At 66.3% G+C, this 15,113-nt stretch carries 12 protein-coding genes and 2 pseudogenes; 4 read left to right on the top strand and 10 right to left on the bottom strand.

Annotated elements, in window-relative coordinates; genetic code table 11:
* Window positions 1–114 precede the first annotated feature (114 nt).
* Window positions 115–528: pseudogene (locus GGR73_RS20280) on the top strand (PAS domain-containing protein); the annotation flags it as partial.
* A 6-nt stretch (window positions 529–534) separates the two neighbouring features.
* Window positions 535–3,516 (top strand): annotated as a pseudogene (locus GGR73_RS05910) (PAS domain S-box protein); the annotation flags it as partial.
* Window positions 3,517–3,902: 386 nt separating this feature from the next.
* Here GGR73_RS05910 and GGR73_RS05915 read toward each other — a convergent pair.
* Both GGR73_RS05915 and GGR73_RS05920 read right to left on the bottom strand, forming a co-directional pair.
* A complete protein-coding gene (locus GGR73_RS05915; RefSeq protein WP_024938700.1) occupies window positions 3,903–6,269 on the bottom strand; it encodes a Tex family protein in 2,367 nt (788 codons plus the stop codon).
* A gap of 244 nt (window positions 6,270–6,513) precedes the next feature.
* On the bottom strand, window positions 6,514–6,741 hold the full coding sequence (locus GGR73_RS05920) for a hypothetical protein (protein ID WP_016904406.1): 228 nt from the start codon (window positions 6,739–6,741) through the stop codon (window positions 6,514–6,516).
* Between the two features lie 192 nt (window positions 6,742–6,933).
* Between GGR73_RS05920 and GGR73_RS05925 the strand changes: the two genes are divergently transcribed.
* Entirely contained in the window at window positions 6,934–8,145 is a 1,212-nt protein-coding gene (locus GGR73_RS05925) for an NAD(P)/FAD-dependent oxidoreductase (protein WP_104552639.1), read from the top strand.
* On the opposite strand, the gene GGR73_RS05930 is transcribed toward GGR73_RS05925, so the two are convergent.
* The 5 genes from GGR73_RS05930 to GGR73_RS05950 form a co-directional block, all read right to left on the bottom strand.
* Window positions 8,103–8,618, bottom strand: a complete 516-nt coding sequence (locus GGR73_RS05930; protein ID WP_155758221.1) for a hypothetical protein — start codon at window positions 8,616–8,618, stop codon at window positions 8,103–8,105. The two genes, GGR73_RS05925 and GGR73_RS05930, sit on opposite strands and share 43 nt — an antisense overlap.
* On the bottom strand, window positions 8,588–8,788 hold the full coding sequence (locus GGR73_RS05935; RefSeq protein WP_184456020.1) for a PspC domain-containing protein: 201 nt from the start codon (window positions 8,786–8,788) through the stop codon (window positions 8,588–8,590). The genes GGR73_RS05930 and GGR73_RS05935 overlap by 31 nt, the downstream gene beginning before the upstream one ends.
* Before the next feature lie 103 nt (window positions 8,789–8,891).
* The gene (locus GGR73_RS05940; protein ID WP_104552637.1) at window positions 8,892–9,968 is read right to left on the bottom strand and encodes a class III poly(R)-hydroxyalkanoic acid synthase subunit PhaC; all 1,077 of its coding nucleotides are present in this window, start codon (window positions 9,966–9,968) and stop codon (window positions 8,892–8,894) included.
* Window positions 9,965–11,134 (bottom strand): class III poly(R)-hydroxyalkanoic acid synthase subunit PhaE, encoded by a 1,170-nt coding sequence (phaE, locus tag GGR73_RS05945; protein ID WP_184456514.1) that lies wholly within the window; start codon window positions 11,132–11,134, stop codon window positions 9,965–9,967. Before phaE ends, GGR73_RS05940 begins: the two co-directional genes overlap by 4 nt.
* Window positions 11,135–11,188: 54 nt before the next feature.
* A complete protein-coding gene (locus GGR73_RS05950; RefSeq protein ID WP_180497015.1) occupies window positions 11,189–11,851 on the bottom strand; it encodes a CDP-alcohol phosphatidyltransferase family protein in 663 nt (220 codons plus the stop codon).
* 82 nt (window positions 11,852–11,933) lie between these two features.
* On the opposite strand from GGR73_RS05950, the gene GGR73_RS05955 reads away from it, so the two are divergent.
* Window positions 11,934–12,695, top strand: a complete 762-nt coding sequence (locus GGR73_RS05955) for a 3-hydroxybutyrate dehydrogenase (protein ID WP_046345955.1) — start codon at window positions 11,934–11,936, stop codon at window positions 12,693–12,695.
* Window positions 12,696–13,015: 320 nt separating this feature from the next.
* Here GGR73_RS05955 and GGR73_RS05960 read toward each other — a convergent pair whose 3' ends face one another.
* The 3 genes from GGR73_RS05960 to ppsR form a co-directional block, all read right to left on the bottom strand.
* Complete coding sequence (locus tag GGR73_RS05960; protein ID WP_065031556.1) at window positions 13,016–13,504, bottom strand: NUDIX hydrolase; 489 nt, start codon at window positions 13,502–13,504, stop codon at window positions 13,016–13,018.
* A gap of 64 nt (window positions 13,505–13,568) precedes the next feature.
* Window positions 13,569–14,078: a DUF1249 domain-containing protein gene (locus GGR73_RS05965; protein WP_016904415.1), complete on the bottom strand. Its 510-nt coding sequence runs from the start codon at window positions 14,076–14,078 to the stop codon at window positions 13,569–13,571.
* 197 nt (window positions 14,079–14,275) lie between these two features.
* Window positions 14,276–15,097 (bottom strand): posphoenolpyruvate synthetase regulatory kinase/phosphorylase PpsR, encoded by an 822-nt coding sequence (gene ppsR / locus GGR73_RS05970; protein ID WP_024939184.1) that lies wholly within the window; start codon window positions 15,095–15,097, stop codon window positions 14,276–14,278.
* Between the last annotated feature and the right edge of the window lie 16 nt (window positions 15,098–15,113).

A 15,113-nucleotide genomic window follows, 5' to 3' on the forward strand; every position in this document is an offset into this window, starting at 1 on the left:
GCGGAACTTGCAGACGGCGCTGAAGCCAACCACAGCGATGCCGATGCGCGTGCAGCATTGACGCTGTCGACGTGGTCCTGCAGCCCGGTGCTGCAGGCCGGCAAACCTCTGGGCATGCTGTATGTCGCCGGCACGCCCGCCCCTGCTGCAGGGCCGCCCCGTCGCGAGTCCGCGCCCGCAGCGGTGTCGCCTTCGCTCGACCAGTCGCCGGCCTTCATGGCGGTGCTGCGGGGACCCGGCTACATCATCGAAAGCGCGAACCAACGCTTCCACGAGCTGGTCGGCCAGCGACCATTGCTCGGCCGTCCGTTGCTCGAGGCGATGCCGGAAGTCGCAGACCAGGGCTATCTTGAGCTGCTCGATGAGGTGCGGCGCAGCGGCCGCCCCTTCATCGGCGAGTCGATGTCCGCCTATCTGCAGCGCACGCCCGGCAATGCGCTCGATCAGACCTTCGTGGATTTCCTGTATCAGCCGATGCGCGAGCGCGACGGCCGCATTGACGCGATCCTGGTGCACGGATTCGATGTCACCCAGCAACGCAGCATGGCAAGTCGCGACAGTTTCCTGCTGATGCTCGAAGACGCGCTGCAAAACGTTTCCGATCCGCGTCAGATCATCGACACCAGCGTGCGCTTGCTGGGCGAGCATCTGCAGGTCAATCGCTGCGCGTTCGGCCTGGCGGCGGCCGACGGCAGAACCATGCACGTGATCAGCGACCATGTGCAGGACATGCCTAGCCTGCAGGGCGATTTTCCGCTGGAAGTGGCGCAGGGCCTGCGCGACGCCCTGCTGGAGAATCGCCCCTGGTTCACCACCGATGCGATGGCGCCCGGCGCACCGGACTACGTGGCGCAGCAGTACCGCCGCTCCGGCCTGCGCGCGTCGCTGGCGATTCCGCTGCACAAACACGGCCGCCTGGTCGCGGCCATCGGCGTGCATCAGCGCGCACCGCGGCGCTGGCTGTCCGCCGAGATCGAGCTGGTCCGCCTGGTTGCGGCGCGCTGCTGGGAATCCATGCAACGCGCCAAGGCGCAGCAGCAACTGGCCGCCAACGAGGCGCGGCTGCGCCGACTGGCCGACACGCTGCCACAGATCATCTTCATTGCCGACCCGGAGGGTGAGCCGCATTACTTCAACCGGCGCTGGTACGAATACACCGGACTGGATCCTGCCGACCACCAGACTGCCGCGTGGCATCAGGCACACACCGCCGATGGCCTGCAGCTGTCTGCGCAGGCCTGGGCGTTGGCCATCGAGGGCGAACGCGCCTACGAAATGGAGTGCGAGCTGCAACGCCACGATGGCCAGCGGCGCTGGCATCTGGCGCGTGCCCTGCCCGTGCGCGGCGACGACGGCAGCATCAGCGAGTGGATCGGCACCTACACCGATATCCATGACCGCCGTGCGTTCGAGCAACAGCTGCGCGAAAGCGAAGTGCGCTTCCGCGCCTTGTGCGAGACGGTGCCGGCAATGATCTGGATGGCCGATGCGCAGGGCGACTGCGTGTACTGGAATCCGCGCTGGTACCACTTCACCGGGCAGGCCGAAGACCAGGCAATGGACCAGGGCTGGTGGGATGTGATGCATCCGGACGACGCCGAACGCGTGCGCCACGCATTCGGCCAGGCCTTGGAGCAGCGAGGCGAGTTCCTGGCCGAGTACCGCGTACGTCGCCACGACGGGCAATACCGTTGGTGCATCGATACCGCGTCGCCGCATTTCGCCAGCGACGGACGCTTCCTCGGCCATATCGGCTCGCTGACCGATATCTCCGAACGCAAGCTGATCGAGGATGAAACCGCCTCCGATCGCGCCATCCTGAGCCTGATCACCACCGGCGCGCCGCTGCCGGTAGTGCTGGACGCCATCGCAGCGAGCGTGGAAGCGCGTGGCGAGATTGCGCTGTATTGCGCGGTGATGGTGCTGGATGACATACGCAAGACGCTGAGCTTCGGCTCGGCGCCGCATTTTCCGGTCGAGTACCGCGGGCATTTCGAAGCCTCGCCGATCGGGCCGAACGGGCCGCCGTGCGCGCGCTCGGCCTATCTCGGTCAGCAGGTGATCTGCGAGGACATCCAGGCCGACCCCAGCTTCAGCGACCACCACGCGATTTCGGCGGCGCTGGGCATCGTCGCCTGCTGCGTGACGCCCATCCTGGACAGCAACGGCCAGGTGCTGGGCACGCTCAACATCTACTACGACCGCGTCCACCTGCCCTCGCTGCGCGAACAGGCGATGGCGCGCTCTGCATCGCATCTGGCCGGCATCGTCATCGAGCGTACGCGCGTGGATGCCAAGCTCAAGCAATCGCTGCAGGCCGAGACTGTCGCACGCAGTCAGGCCGAGCATGCCAACCGGGTCAAGGACGAGTTCCTGGCCACGCTCAGCCACGAATTGCGCACGCCGCTCAATGCCATCCTGGGCTGGTCGCGGTTGATGCAGTCGGAGGTGTTCGAGCCGGCCAATCTGGGCAAGGGGCTGGTCATCATCGAACGCAGTGCGCGTGCGCAGACGCAGATCATCGACGACCTGCTCGACATGAGTGCGATCCTGTCCGGCAAGATCCGCCTGCAGGCAGAGCACTTCGATATCGCAGGACTGATGCGCAGTACGGTGGAGTTGATGCAGCCGTCTGCACTGGCGCGCGACATCGCGCTGGAACTGGATGCACCCGGCGAGGGCGAGCTGTGGTTCTTCGGCGATGCCGGGCGGCTGCAGCAGGTGCTGTCCAACCTGCTCAGCAATGCGCTCAAATTCACCTCACCCGGCGGAACGGTGCGGGTGGCGCTGGACATCGAGGACGAACGGCTGCGACTGTGCGTGCAGGACACCGGCATCGGGATTGCGGCCGAGTTCCTGCCGCATGTGTTCGACCGCTTTCGCCAGGCCGATGCCGGCACCACGCGGCGCGTGGGCGGGCTGGGGCTGGGCTTGTCGATCTCGCGCCAGTTGGTCGATCTGCACGGCGGCAGCCTGGGTGCCTCCAGTGCGGGCGAAGGCAAGGGGTCGACCTTCACCATCGTGCTGCCGTTCCAGCACGGGGTCAGCGATCTGCGTCCCGCGTCGGCCGGGTCGCTGCAGGTCGGTCCGCTGCCGAGTGATTGTCTCGGGCGCCTGGATGGCGTGCGCCTGCTGCTGGTCGACGACGACCAGGATTCGCGCGAGGCGGTGGTGCAGTTCCTGATGCTTGCCGGCGCGCAGGTGCAGGCGGCCGGCTCGGTGGAAGCGGCCGAACAATGCCTGGCAGAGACGCCCTTCGATGTGCTGGTCAGCGATATCGCCATGCCGGTGCGCGACGGCTACGACTTGATCCGCACCGTGCGCTCCGGCCGCGCCGACCTGCCGCGGCACATCCCCGCGATCGCCCTCACCGCCTATGTGCGCGAAGAAGACCGCGACCGCGCAGTGGTCGCCGGATTCGATGCGCATATGGGCAAGCCGGTGGAACCACCCGGCCTGGTCGACCTGATCGAACGCCTGATCTTGCCGACGCGCGCGGTACGCAGCGAGGCGTGAGATCGCCTGGAAACGCAATAAAACAGCGTGGTCAACCACGTGCTGCTTGCAGCACACACACCGACCATCCCAACAGGTCCTTGCCCGCCCACCGTCGCGGGACCTTACGCGGCATGGATGCCGCGTAACAGCCTACATGGACGTACTTGCAGCGTGTCCTGCGATGGTGGGCGGGGCAAGGGCCCCGCAGCCAGACCGCAGGTCAGCCGCCTTACGGCTGATCGTATCTGCATAGGCGCACCGCGGTGGTCGGAGTGCACGGACCCGCAGCCAAGTTGCAGATCAGCCTGCCCAAGCGCGATCCAATCGCAGCCGGACCCGCCGCTTTGCGAGCGGGTCTATCTACACGGCCCAGCCACGCCAGGACAGCCGCCGGGCACGCTGGCTCAGCCGCGCTTGGCGCGCGCGAATGCCGCGGCCAGCGCGTTGTCGGCCGGCGGCGCAGTGGTGCGCGGCTTGCTGTTGCCCTGCGCCGGGCCACGCCCACCGCCACCCTCGCGCCGGCCCTGCCCCGCGCCGCCGTTGCCGCGCTGATCGCGCGATTGGGCTGCAGCATCGGCCGGCGGTGGCGTATCGGACAGACGGCAGGTCAGCGCGATGCGTTTGCGCGCCACGTCCACTTCCAGCACCTTGACCTTGACGATGTCGCCGGCCTTGACCACATCGCGCGGATCCTTGACAAAGGTGTCCGACAACGCGGAGATGTGCACCAGGCCATCCTGATGCACGCCGATGTCGACAAACGCACCGAATGCGGCCACGTTGCTGACCACGCCTTCGAGCACCATGCCGGGCTTGAGATGCTTGATGTCCTCGATGCCTTCGGCGAACTGTGCCGCCTTGAACTCGGGGCGCGGATCGCGGCCGGGTTTTTCCAGCTCCTTGAGGATGTCGCGCACGGTCGGTACGCCGAACTGCTCGTCGGTGAACAGCTCCGGCTTGAGCCCACGCAGGAAGCTGCCATCGCCCAGCAAGGCCTTGATCGGCTTGCCGGTGCTGCCAACGATGCGCTCGACCACCGGATAGGCTTCCGGATGCACCGCTGACACGTCCAGCGGCTCGTCGCCATCGGCGATGCGCAGGAAACCGGCGCATTGTTCGAAGGTCTTGTCGCCCAGACGCGGCACCTTGAGCAGGTCCTTGCGGCGTTTGAACGGCCCGTTGTCGTCGCGATGGCGCACGATATTTTCCGCCACCGTGCTCGACAGCCCGGACACGCGCGACAGCAGCGCCGCCGACGCGGTATTGACGTACACGCCGACCGCATTGACGCAGTCTTCCACGCGCGCCTCCAGCGCCTTGGCCAGACGATACTGGTCCACGTCGTGCTGATACTGGCCCACGCCGATCGCCTTGGGCTCGATCTTGACCAGCTCGGCCAGCGGATCCTGCAGGCGCCGCGCAATCGACACCGCACCGCGCAGCGACACGTCCAGATTGGGGAACTCCTTGGCAGCAAACTCGGACGCCGAATACACCGACGCACCGGCTTCGCTGACCACGATCTTCTGCAGCTTGCTCGCCCCGCACAGCGCGATCGCCTCACCGGCGAGCTTGTCGGTCTCGCGGCTGGCGGTGCCATTGCCGATCGCAATCAGCTCCACGTTGTGCTGCATGCACAGCTTCTTGATCGTCTGCAGCGACTGCTCCCATTGCCGCTTGGGCTCGTGCGGGTAGATCGTCTCGGTGGCCACCAGCTTGCCGGTGGCATCGACCACGGCGATCTTGCAACCGGTACGGATACCCGGGTCCAGCCCCAGCACCACGCGCGGGCCGGCCGGCGCGGCCAGCATCAGGTCCTTGAGGTTGTCGCCGAACACGGCGATCGCCTCGGCCTCGGCCTTCTCCCGCGCCTGGTTGAACAGGTCCAGCAGCAGATGCATGTGCAGCTTGGCGCGCCAGGTCAGCCGGCAGGCATCCAGCAACCAGCGATCGGCCGGACGGTTCTGGTTGGAGATGCCGGCATTGCGCGCCACACGGCCCTCGGCGTACTGATGGCCGGCCTCGGCATCGTTGCCCGGCTCCAGATCCAGGTACAAGAACTCCTCGCGGCGCGCACGAAACAGCGCCAGCAAGCGGTGCGAGGGAATCTTGGACAGCGATTCGGCATGATCGAAGTAATCGCGGTACTTGGCACCGGCCTCTTCCTTGCCCTCGGCAACGCGCGCGCGGATCACGCCGTTGTCGTTCAACCAGCTGCGCAGCTCGCCCACCAGGGCGGCATCTTCGCCCCAGCGCTCCATCAGGATGGCGCGTGCGCCTTCCAGTGCTGCCTTGATATCGGCCACGCCCTTTTCCGCGTCGATGTAGGCCGCAGCAGCGACTTCCGGCGCCTGGTTCGGGTCGGCCAGCAGGCCATCGGCCAGCGGCTCCAGACCGGCTTCGCGCGCAATCTGCGCACGCGTGCGGCGCTTGGGCTTGTAGGGCAGATACAGGTCTTCCAGCCGCGACTTGCTGTCGGCCGCCACGATCTCGGCGCGCAATTCGTCGCTGAGTTTGCCCTGCTCGCCGATGCTGGACAGGATCGCCGCGCGGCGCTCTTCCAGCTCGCGCAGATAGGTCAGGCGCGTTTCCAGATTGCGCAGCTGGGTATCGTCCAGCCCGCCGGTGACTTCCTTGCGGTAGCGCGCGATGAACGGAACGCTGGCGCCTTCGTCGAGAAGGGCAATGGCGGCGCGCGCCTGGGCGGGTTGGGCACCGATCTCGTCGGCGATGGTGCGAGCGATCTGCTGGGCAAGCTGGCTGTCGTGCATGGCGGCGCGGCCGGAGCCGCTTCACTGAAAAAAGCATTTTCGCAGTGCTGGCCCGCCGCGGGAACCCGTTGACAGGATCGCCATAACCCTGTGCCGGCGCGCCCGTCGATGGCTGACAAGCGCTAGCGGGCGATCGTCAGGTGGTTACCGATGGTGTGGAAGCGCTGAAGTACCGTTGCGATACCTGCAGCAGTGAGCACTTGGCGCCCACTGACGGTGGGCGCACTCGTCCGGTCGGCTGCGCTTAGCTGGCGCGACCTGCGTAATGCGTGGCCGCGCGCTCGACCAGGATGCTTTCGTGCAGCGATTCCAGTGCCATCACGCGGATCTTGCCGACGTCCTTCAACGGCACCATGCGCTCGACATAGATCTCCGGGCCAGCGTCGGTCATCGCGCGCGACTTGCTGAACCCGTAAGGCACAACTCCCTTGTCGCCATCTTTGCTGCCACCGACGTACAGAACGATCGACATGCCCACACCCTCATTAACAACTGTGACTACGTTAGTGGCGCGAGCATAACGACCGTGCCGTGAGGAGCTTTCCACGCACGTTAACGCCGGCTGTTTGCGGTTTGGTGACGGCGGGGTCCCCTCGCCTGTCTGCACAACCGCTTCACCCGGCCTGCCGGTCCAATTGCGCTCCGCCCGCACGTACGACACCGCATGGACCTCAAGAGTGGCTACCCGTTCTGGTCGATCCGCAATGGGTTGATGCGCGCCTATCCGCGTCTGGAGCGGGACACCGATTGCGAGGTGGCCATCATCGGCGGCGGGGTTACTGCCGCGCTGATCGCGCACGAACTGCTCAAGCACGGGCACGAGGTGGTAGTGGTCGAGCAGCGCGAGATCGGCTGGGGCAGTACCTCGGCCAGTACCGCCTTGCTGCAGTACGAAATCGACACACCGATGATCGAGTTGGCCAGGCATTACGGCATGCCGGCGGCAGCGTCGGCATACGCTGCGTGCGCGCAAGCCATCGTCGACCTGCAAGGCCTCTGCAATACGCTGGGCGGTTGCGACTTCAGCCGTCAGGACAGCCTGTACTACGCCAGCCGGTCGCGGGATCTCGACGACCTACGCAGCGAACTGCAGGTGCGAAAAACCCACACTCTTCCGGTCGAATGGATCGAGCGCGCGCCGTTGTGGCACAACTACGGCGTACGCTCCGAGGGTGCGATCCTCAGCCGCCTGGCCGCCAGCGTCGATCCGTATCGTCTGTGCTACCGCCTGTTTGCAGAAGGCGAGCATTACGGCGCGCGCATCTACGACCGCACCGCGATCGCCACCCTCACACCCCACGACCGGCATGTCGCGTTGCGCACCCGCGACGGGGTCACGCTGCGTGCCCGGCACGTCATCATGGCCGCAGGCTACGCAAACCAGCAGTGGCTGTCGCAGCGCGTGGCACGCAACCGCAGCAGCTACGCATTCGTGACCGATCCGCTGCACGACGGCGAGATGGGCGCGCTCAAGCACACCATGATGTGGGAAACCGCGCGTCCCTATCTCTACCTGCGCAGCACGCCGGATGGACGCGTGGTGGCCGGCGGCGAAGACGACAACATCGATCTGCCCGCACGTCGCGACGCACGTGTAATGCGCAAGCTGAAGACGCTGCTGAAGAAGATCCACCAGACGATGCCGGACATCAGCCTGCGCCCGGTGTTCGCCTGGGGAGGCACCTTCGCCGAAACCGCCGATGGGCTGCCGTTCTTCGGCCCGCATCCGCAACATGGGCCGCGGGTGTCGTTCGCGATGGCGTACGGCGGCAACGGCATCACCTACAGCGCGATCGGCGCAGGCTTATTGCGCGCGCAACTGGAAGGCAGGCCTCACCCGTTATCGGACCTGTTCGGTTTCTCGCGGTTGCGCTGAGATCCCCACGGCCACCAGCCGTGGCCATACAGCGCATACGCGTCGGCGGCCCGTTCCAGCGGATTGCGTACGTGGATGCCGCCGCACAGCAGATACACCGGCAAAAACAGCGGGCCGAGCAGCATGTACTGGTAGACATGCGCACGTTCGTGGTCGCCCAGGCGCACCGGCGGGTGCTGACAACGCCCGGCCGCATGCGCATACGTGCTGCACTGCAGATCCAGCGAGGCGCCCTTGAGCAGGATCACATTGCCCAGCGTCATCGCCCCGCCCGGTCCCCATGGCCAGGCATGGAACACCACGGCCAGTTCCTGCCCGGACCAGCGCGGACGCGCGCCGAAACAGCTGCCGGCGGCACCGATGGCAAGGCCGAGCAAGGTATTGGGCAGCGTCCACAACGCGCCCAGCACCTGCACGGACGACCACCGGCGCCGGGCGGGCGTCAGTCGGCCTGGTTGGGGATCAGCAGCCACAGGATCAGATAGACCAGGATGCCGGGGAACGCCGCCGAGGCGATCGACACGATCACGAACAGCACCCGCAACAGCGTGGAGCTCCAGCCGAAGCGGCGGGCGATGCCGCCGACCACGCCGGCGATCATGCGGTCGTTGAGTGAACGGGACAATGCGTGGGTCGTGGCCATGGAAGGCTCCTTCGAACGTGTCGCCCAGTCTAAAAAGCGCAGCGGCAGCGCGTCGTGACGGCTGCGGCTGCTCGCTGCAGGTACAGCGTAACCCCAAGCCGCATCACGCGTTGCCGCCACGCTCCTGCAACCAGCGGTGGATCGCCACCGGCACCTCGCGCTGCGCACGTCCGGAGACGTAGATGCCGATATGCCCGCCGCGGAAACTCAGCTCGGTGTAATCGTCGCTGCCGACCAGGCCGCGCAATGCACGCGAGGCGTCGGGCGGCACCAGGTGATCGTGTTCGGCATAGATGTTGAGCACCGGCATGTCCACCGCCTGCAGGTCGACCGCCTCCCCGCCGATGCGCACCTGCCCGGTCACCAGCCCATTGCGCTGATAGAACTGGGTGACGAACTCGCGGAACGCCTCGCCGGCCAGATCGGGCGAATCGAAGATCCACTTTTCCATGCGCAGGAAATCTTCCAGCGCCTGCTTGTCGTCGAGGATGTCGAGCAAGCCGACGTATTTCTGCAGGTTCAGCCGGAACGGCTTGAGCATCAGGTAACTGGCGTTCATCAGATCCGCCGGCACGTTGCCCATGGTGTCCACGAACAGATCCACATCGACCATGCGCGCCCAGTTGGAGAGCATGTTGTCGGGGGTGTGGAAATCCACCGGCGTGACCATGGTGATCAGGTTGCGCACCTTCGGCCGCTGCAGCGCCGCGTAGCACAGCGCAAACGTGCCGCCCTGGCAGATGCCGAGCACATCGACCGCCTCCAGCCCCGACTGCGCGCGCAGGTGGTCCACCGCGCCGTCGATAAAGCGCAGCAGATAGTCCTCCAGGGTGAGGTAACGCTCGGAGCGGTCCGGGTAGCCCCAGTCCAGCACGTAGACGTCCTGACCGTGGCCCAGCAGGCCCTTGACCAGCGAGCGGTCGGCCTGCAGATCGACCATGTAGGGGCGGTTGACCAGCGCGTAGACGATCAGCAGCGGCGTCCTGGCCACCGGCGCCTGCTCGCCGACAAAGCGGTACAACACCACCTTGCCGTCGCGCCAGATTTCCTCGCGCTCGGTCACGCCGTAATCCACGTCTTCCACGCCGGGCAGCAGTTTGAGCCCCTCGCGCAGCTTGCGCTGCATCGACAGGGTTTCCTGCATCAGGTCTTCGGCGCTGAATCCCAACGGGCCTTTCATGTCTGCGCTCCACGTGGCTTGCGTGCGGTCGACTTACCGGAAGCTGTGCCGGCCGATGGCCTGGCGGCGCTTTTGGCCGCCTTCGTGTTCTTGGCTGGGGCGGTTTTCGCTGGTGGTTTCTTGGCCGGGCTGGTCGCCGCTGCCGGCTTGGGCGCAGTGTCCGCCCTGGCTGCCGGCGCGCGCCTGGCCGTGGCCGGCGCAACCGGGTTAGCCGCCGCTGCAGCGGGCTTGTCGGCCGGGCTGGCCGCAGTGCGCAGCATGCGCCGCACCGCACGTTCCAGCTCGGCGATGCGACGGTGCGCGGCGTCCATCTCAGAACGCGTCGGCATCCCGAAACGCTCGCTCAACTGCTCCACTTCTTCCTGCAACGCGGCGCGCAGGCGCATATGCGCATTGGCAAAGCCGCCGTAGACCTCGCGAAACTGGTCGGACAAGGCGACGTCGGCATACGACTCTTCGGCGGCCTCGATCCACAGATCGAACAAGGCACGCGCACTGGTCAGCTGACTGCCGCTGCTTTCGTGCTCACCCAGCTTGGAGGCGAACCGGCCGAACGCCTGCTCGATGGCCGACTTGAGTTGTTCGCCGTAGGCCTGCGATTGCGCCTGGTACTCCTGCTGCGCACGGGCCAGCGTCTGCAGGCGGGCCTGGTGATTGCGGCTCACGCCGAATGCCGGCATGTCCAGCCAGGGCGCGTTTTCTTCCCGCCACTTCGCCAGCGCCTGCGCGGCGTCCTGCAGCCACGGGTCGAAGCCGCCCGGGCTGCCGCCACGCAGCGAGCCCAGCGTCCACTGCATCAGTTGCTCGCCCTGCCCCTGCACGGCGCGTTGCCAGGCTTCGGAGACTTCGTTGGCCGAGGTGTCGCGCCCGGCGAACTGCGCGGCCACCTGCTGCATGGTGCCGAACCAGTCGCCGGCCTGATGACGGAAGCGGTCGATGGCCTCCTGCGCCTGCGGTGCGGCCTGGGTGGGCAGCAGTTGCGACCACCAGTCCATCGCCTTGCGCCAATCCTGCGGTGCGTCGCTGCCCGGCCCCGCCCCGGGAACGGCACCGGGCTGTGCAGCGGCGCCGGACTGGCCGTGGCGCATGGCATCTCCCCAGGCGCTCCAGTACTGGCGCGCCTTGTCTTCGAAGTTGCCGTTGTCCGAACCGCTGGTTGCCATGATCCCTTCCCGTGACTGTCCACCAGCCATCCTACCGTGTGTGCCCGGCCGTACCGGTCAGGGTTTGGGGATGCGCAGCGTCTTGCTGATCATCAACGAGCCGGACACCGCAAACAGCAGCACCAGCGGGTGGAATTGCCACGGCCCGAGCTGCCACTGGCCCCACCACAAGGTCTGGCCGATATGGCCGCTGCTGGCAGCCACCGCCAGCAGGATCACCAGCAGCAGGCTGGTGGGGATCGGGGTGCCTTCGAAGTACGGCACCTTGTCGGCCTCGCCGGCGATCTCTTCGGCAGTCACGTTGTAGCGCGCCAGCCGGCTCACGCCGCAGCAGACGAAATAGCTCAGCACCAACCAATCCCAGCCGCCGCGCATGCCGCAGGCATAGCCCAGCGCTGCCGGCGCCACCCCGAACGAGATCACGTCGGCCAGTGAGTCCAGCTCGCGGCCCAGGGTCGAGGACGCCTTGCGCCAGCGCGCCACATGCCCGTCCAGCGCATCGAACACGAACGCCAGCGGGATCAGCGCCATGCCCAGCAGCAGGTCGCCGCGATGGCCTTCCTGCAGGAAGCGCATCGACGCGAACACCGCGCCGGTACCGCAGAAGGCGTTGGCCAGGGTGAACCAGTCCGCGAGTTGGAAATCGCGCAGCATCGAGAAATGGCGTTTCATGCGGAACCTGAGAAGAGCAAGGCGCAAAGGGTAACGCGCGCACGCCATGCAGGCGACCGTTTCACGCTATCGGCTAGGCTGGCGATCAGCGTGGCCGCTCCGGCCGGGCACGATCGACACCGAGGACAGCATGAAGCGCAGCATCCTGATCACCGGCGCAGGCAGCGGCATCGGCGCCGGCATCGCAACCGAGCTGGCCGCCGGCGGCCACCATCTGATCGTCAGCGATATGGACCTGGCGGCAGCCGAACGCACCGCGCAGCGCCTGCGCGACACCGGCGGCTCGGCCGAAGCACTGGCGCTAGACGTGACCGATGACCACGGCATCGCGCAGGCCTTGGCGCGCGTGACGCGCGCGCCGCAGGTGCTGGTCAACAATGCCGGCCTGCAGCAGGTTGCCGCGCTGGAAGACTTTCCGATGCAGCGCTGGGCCTTGCTGGTGGATGTGATGCTGACCGGCGCCGCACGGCTCAGCCGCGCGCTCCTGCCCGGCATGCGCGCGGCCGGCTACGGGCGCATCGTCAACATCGGCAGCATCCACTCGCTGGTCGCCAGCCCCTACAAGAGCGCGTATGTCGCCGCCAAGCACGGCCTGGTCGGCCTGGCCAAGGTCATCGCCCTGGAAACCGCCGACTGCGACATCACCGTCAACACGCTGTGCCCGAGCTATGTGCGCACCCCGCTGGTGGAGCGCCAGATCGCCGACCAGGCGCGCACGCGCGGCATCGCCGAAGACGCAGTGATTCGCGATGTGATGCTCAAGCCGATGCCCAAGGGCGCCTTCATCGACTACGACGAACTCGCCGGCACGGTCGCGTTCCTGATGTCGCATGCCGCGCGCAACATCACCGGGCAGGCGATCGCCATCGATGGCGGCTGGACCGCGCAGTAAGCGCGGCTGGCGAAATTTTCACCAGCTTCCGTGGCCGCCTTGCGCCGCAAGGCGCGCGCGCAGTTGTCCACAGACTTGCGCAGACTTCATCCACAACCGGTGTTGAGAAGTGCGTAGAGGCGGAATGCGGCCGGTATGTCGCCACAGCATGCAGCGCCGGCTTGCGCTTGCGCTCGCCAGGTCGATCGCATACACATTGGCGCCAGCAGATCGAAGTCCATTAAGGACGGCGGAGGCTTAACTTCGGCACTGCGTTGACCGCGCCAGCCAGCAGTAACAGCCGCGCTCGCCTGGGCGGCGGCGCACTCCCTCAATCTCGCTCAGATGCGCGAATACGTCCACGACTGCATGCGCCCGTCGCGATACGGCATCACGCCGTGAAACGGACGCGGGTCGCCATCGAAGACCAGCGGCAGGAAATTGCGGTCGCCTTCCCACATCGGTACCTGGTCCATGCGGTCGATCGCCACCCATTCCAGCGTGCCTTCCGGGTTGGAAGCCTGCGGCTCGCCTTCGAAGCTGCGGATCAGGAACACGAAGCCCAGCCAGTCCTCGCCCTGCTTGCCGAAGCCCGGCCAGCTGATGGTGCCGCGCAGCTGCATGTCGCCGCACTCCACGCCGGCCTCTTCGCGGATCTCGCGGCGCATGCCGGCCAGTACGTCCTCGTCCGGCTCCACTTTGCCACCGAGCCCGTTGTATTTGCCCAGGTGCTGATCGCCGGGGCGGGCATTGCGATGGATCATCAACACCTGTGTGCCGTCGGGCGACAACAGGTAGCCGAGCGTGGCGACGATGGGGGTATAGGGCATGGCGGGCGAGCTGGAATCGAGCGCATCAGTATGACCGATGCTGTGCAAGCGGCGTGGCGCAGCCTCAGCCGACCGCAGCCTGCGAGCCCGGGCGCGGTGGCGCAACGTAGTCGGTATCCAGACGCAAGGTAGCCACGCCATGGCCGCGCTCGGCCAGATAGTCCAGCCACTTGCCCAGGAACGTATTCATCCGCATACGGTGGCTGATCAGCTCGGCCGGCGGCGGGAACATGCCCATCACGTCCTGCCAGCGACGGCCGACGTAGCAATGGGTGGTCTCGGCCTGGCGCGCATCGCGGTACAGGCGCACGTAGGCCGACGGGTCAGGCTCGCCGGTGACGGGATCGCACAGGTCGTAGGTCAGCCGCAGCTCGACCGTGTAGCGGTGGCACTCGATCACGTCCAGACGCAGGTCCAGCCCATCGCCGATCGACGAGACATAGGAGCCGGGAGCGAGGTCGGCCGGTGCGAACAGCCGGGTCAGATGCTGGAAGTTTTCTGCGTACAAGCCCATCAGCCAGCCGAACCGGCTCAACTTGGGGATGCGTTCGAGTTTACTCAGTGCTTGCGCCATGAACCGATCCTACACGCTGCGCTGCCGCACGGGCAGCATTGACGACCTGCCACCGGCAGGCCTACCTTGGCGGAGCCCTGCCCCGCCCGCTTGATTTGCTTGACGCTCGCCGACCGACCGTGACACGTCACGGCAGCTCCGGATCGTGAATACGCTACGCGCGGCCCAATCCCCAATCCCGCCAACCAATTCCTGCCTCAAAACATCTCGCGCTGCAGCCCCAGCGTGGACAACACCTTGCTGGAAATTTCCTCGATCGAGGTATTGGTGGTGCTCAAGGTCGGAATGCGCTCCATCTGGAACATGCGCTCGGCGGTGGCCACCTCACGCCGGCAGGTCTCTGCCGCGCTGTAGCGTGAATTGGCGCGCCGCTCCTGGCGGATCTGCTGCAACCGCTCCGGGTCGATGGTCAGGCCGAACAACTTGCTGCGGTAGTTGCGCAGGCGCGGCGGCAGGCGCTCGTTTTCCAGATCTTCCTCGGTCAACGGGTAGTTGGCGGCACGGATGCCGTAATGCAATGCCAGGTAGATGCAGGTCGGCGTCTTGCCGGCGCGCGACACCGCCACCAGGATCACGTCGGCCTCGTCGTAATTGAGTGCGATACCGTCATCATGGCTCAACGCGAAGTTCATCGCGTTGATGCGGCGGTGATAAGTCTCGAAGTCCACCATGCCGTGCGCACGCCCCACGCGTGAATGCCGCGGCGCATTGAGTTCGCGTTCCAGCGGCTCGATGAAGGGCGCGAACACGTCCAGCATCAAGGCGCCGCTTTCGGCCAGGATCATGCTCAGCTGGGGATCGACGCAGGAATTGACCACCACCGGGCGCACCTGGTACCGCTCACCTGCCGCGCGCACCCGCAGCGCCGCATCGCGCGCTTTTTCTGCATCATCAATGAACGACATGCGGTCGGTGACGAAGTTGAATCCACTGAACTGCGTGAGCAGGCTATGCCCAATCGTTTCAGCGGTGATACCGGTTCCATCGGAGACGTAGAACACCGGTCGAATTGTTGACATCAAGACCACCTCTTTG

Source organism: Xanthomonas sp. F14 (genome assembly GCF_014199865.1).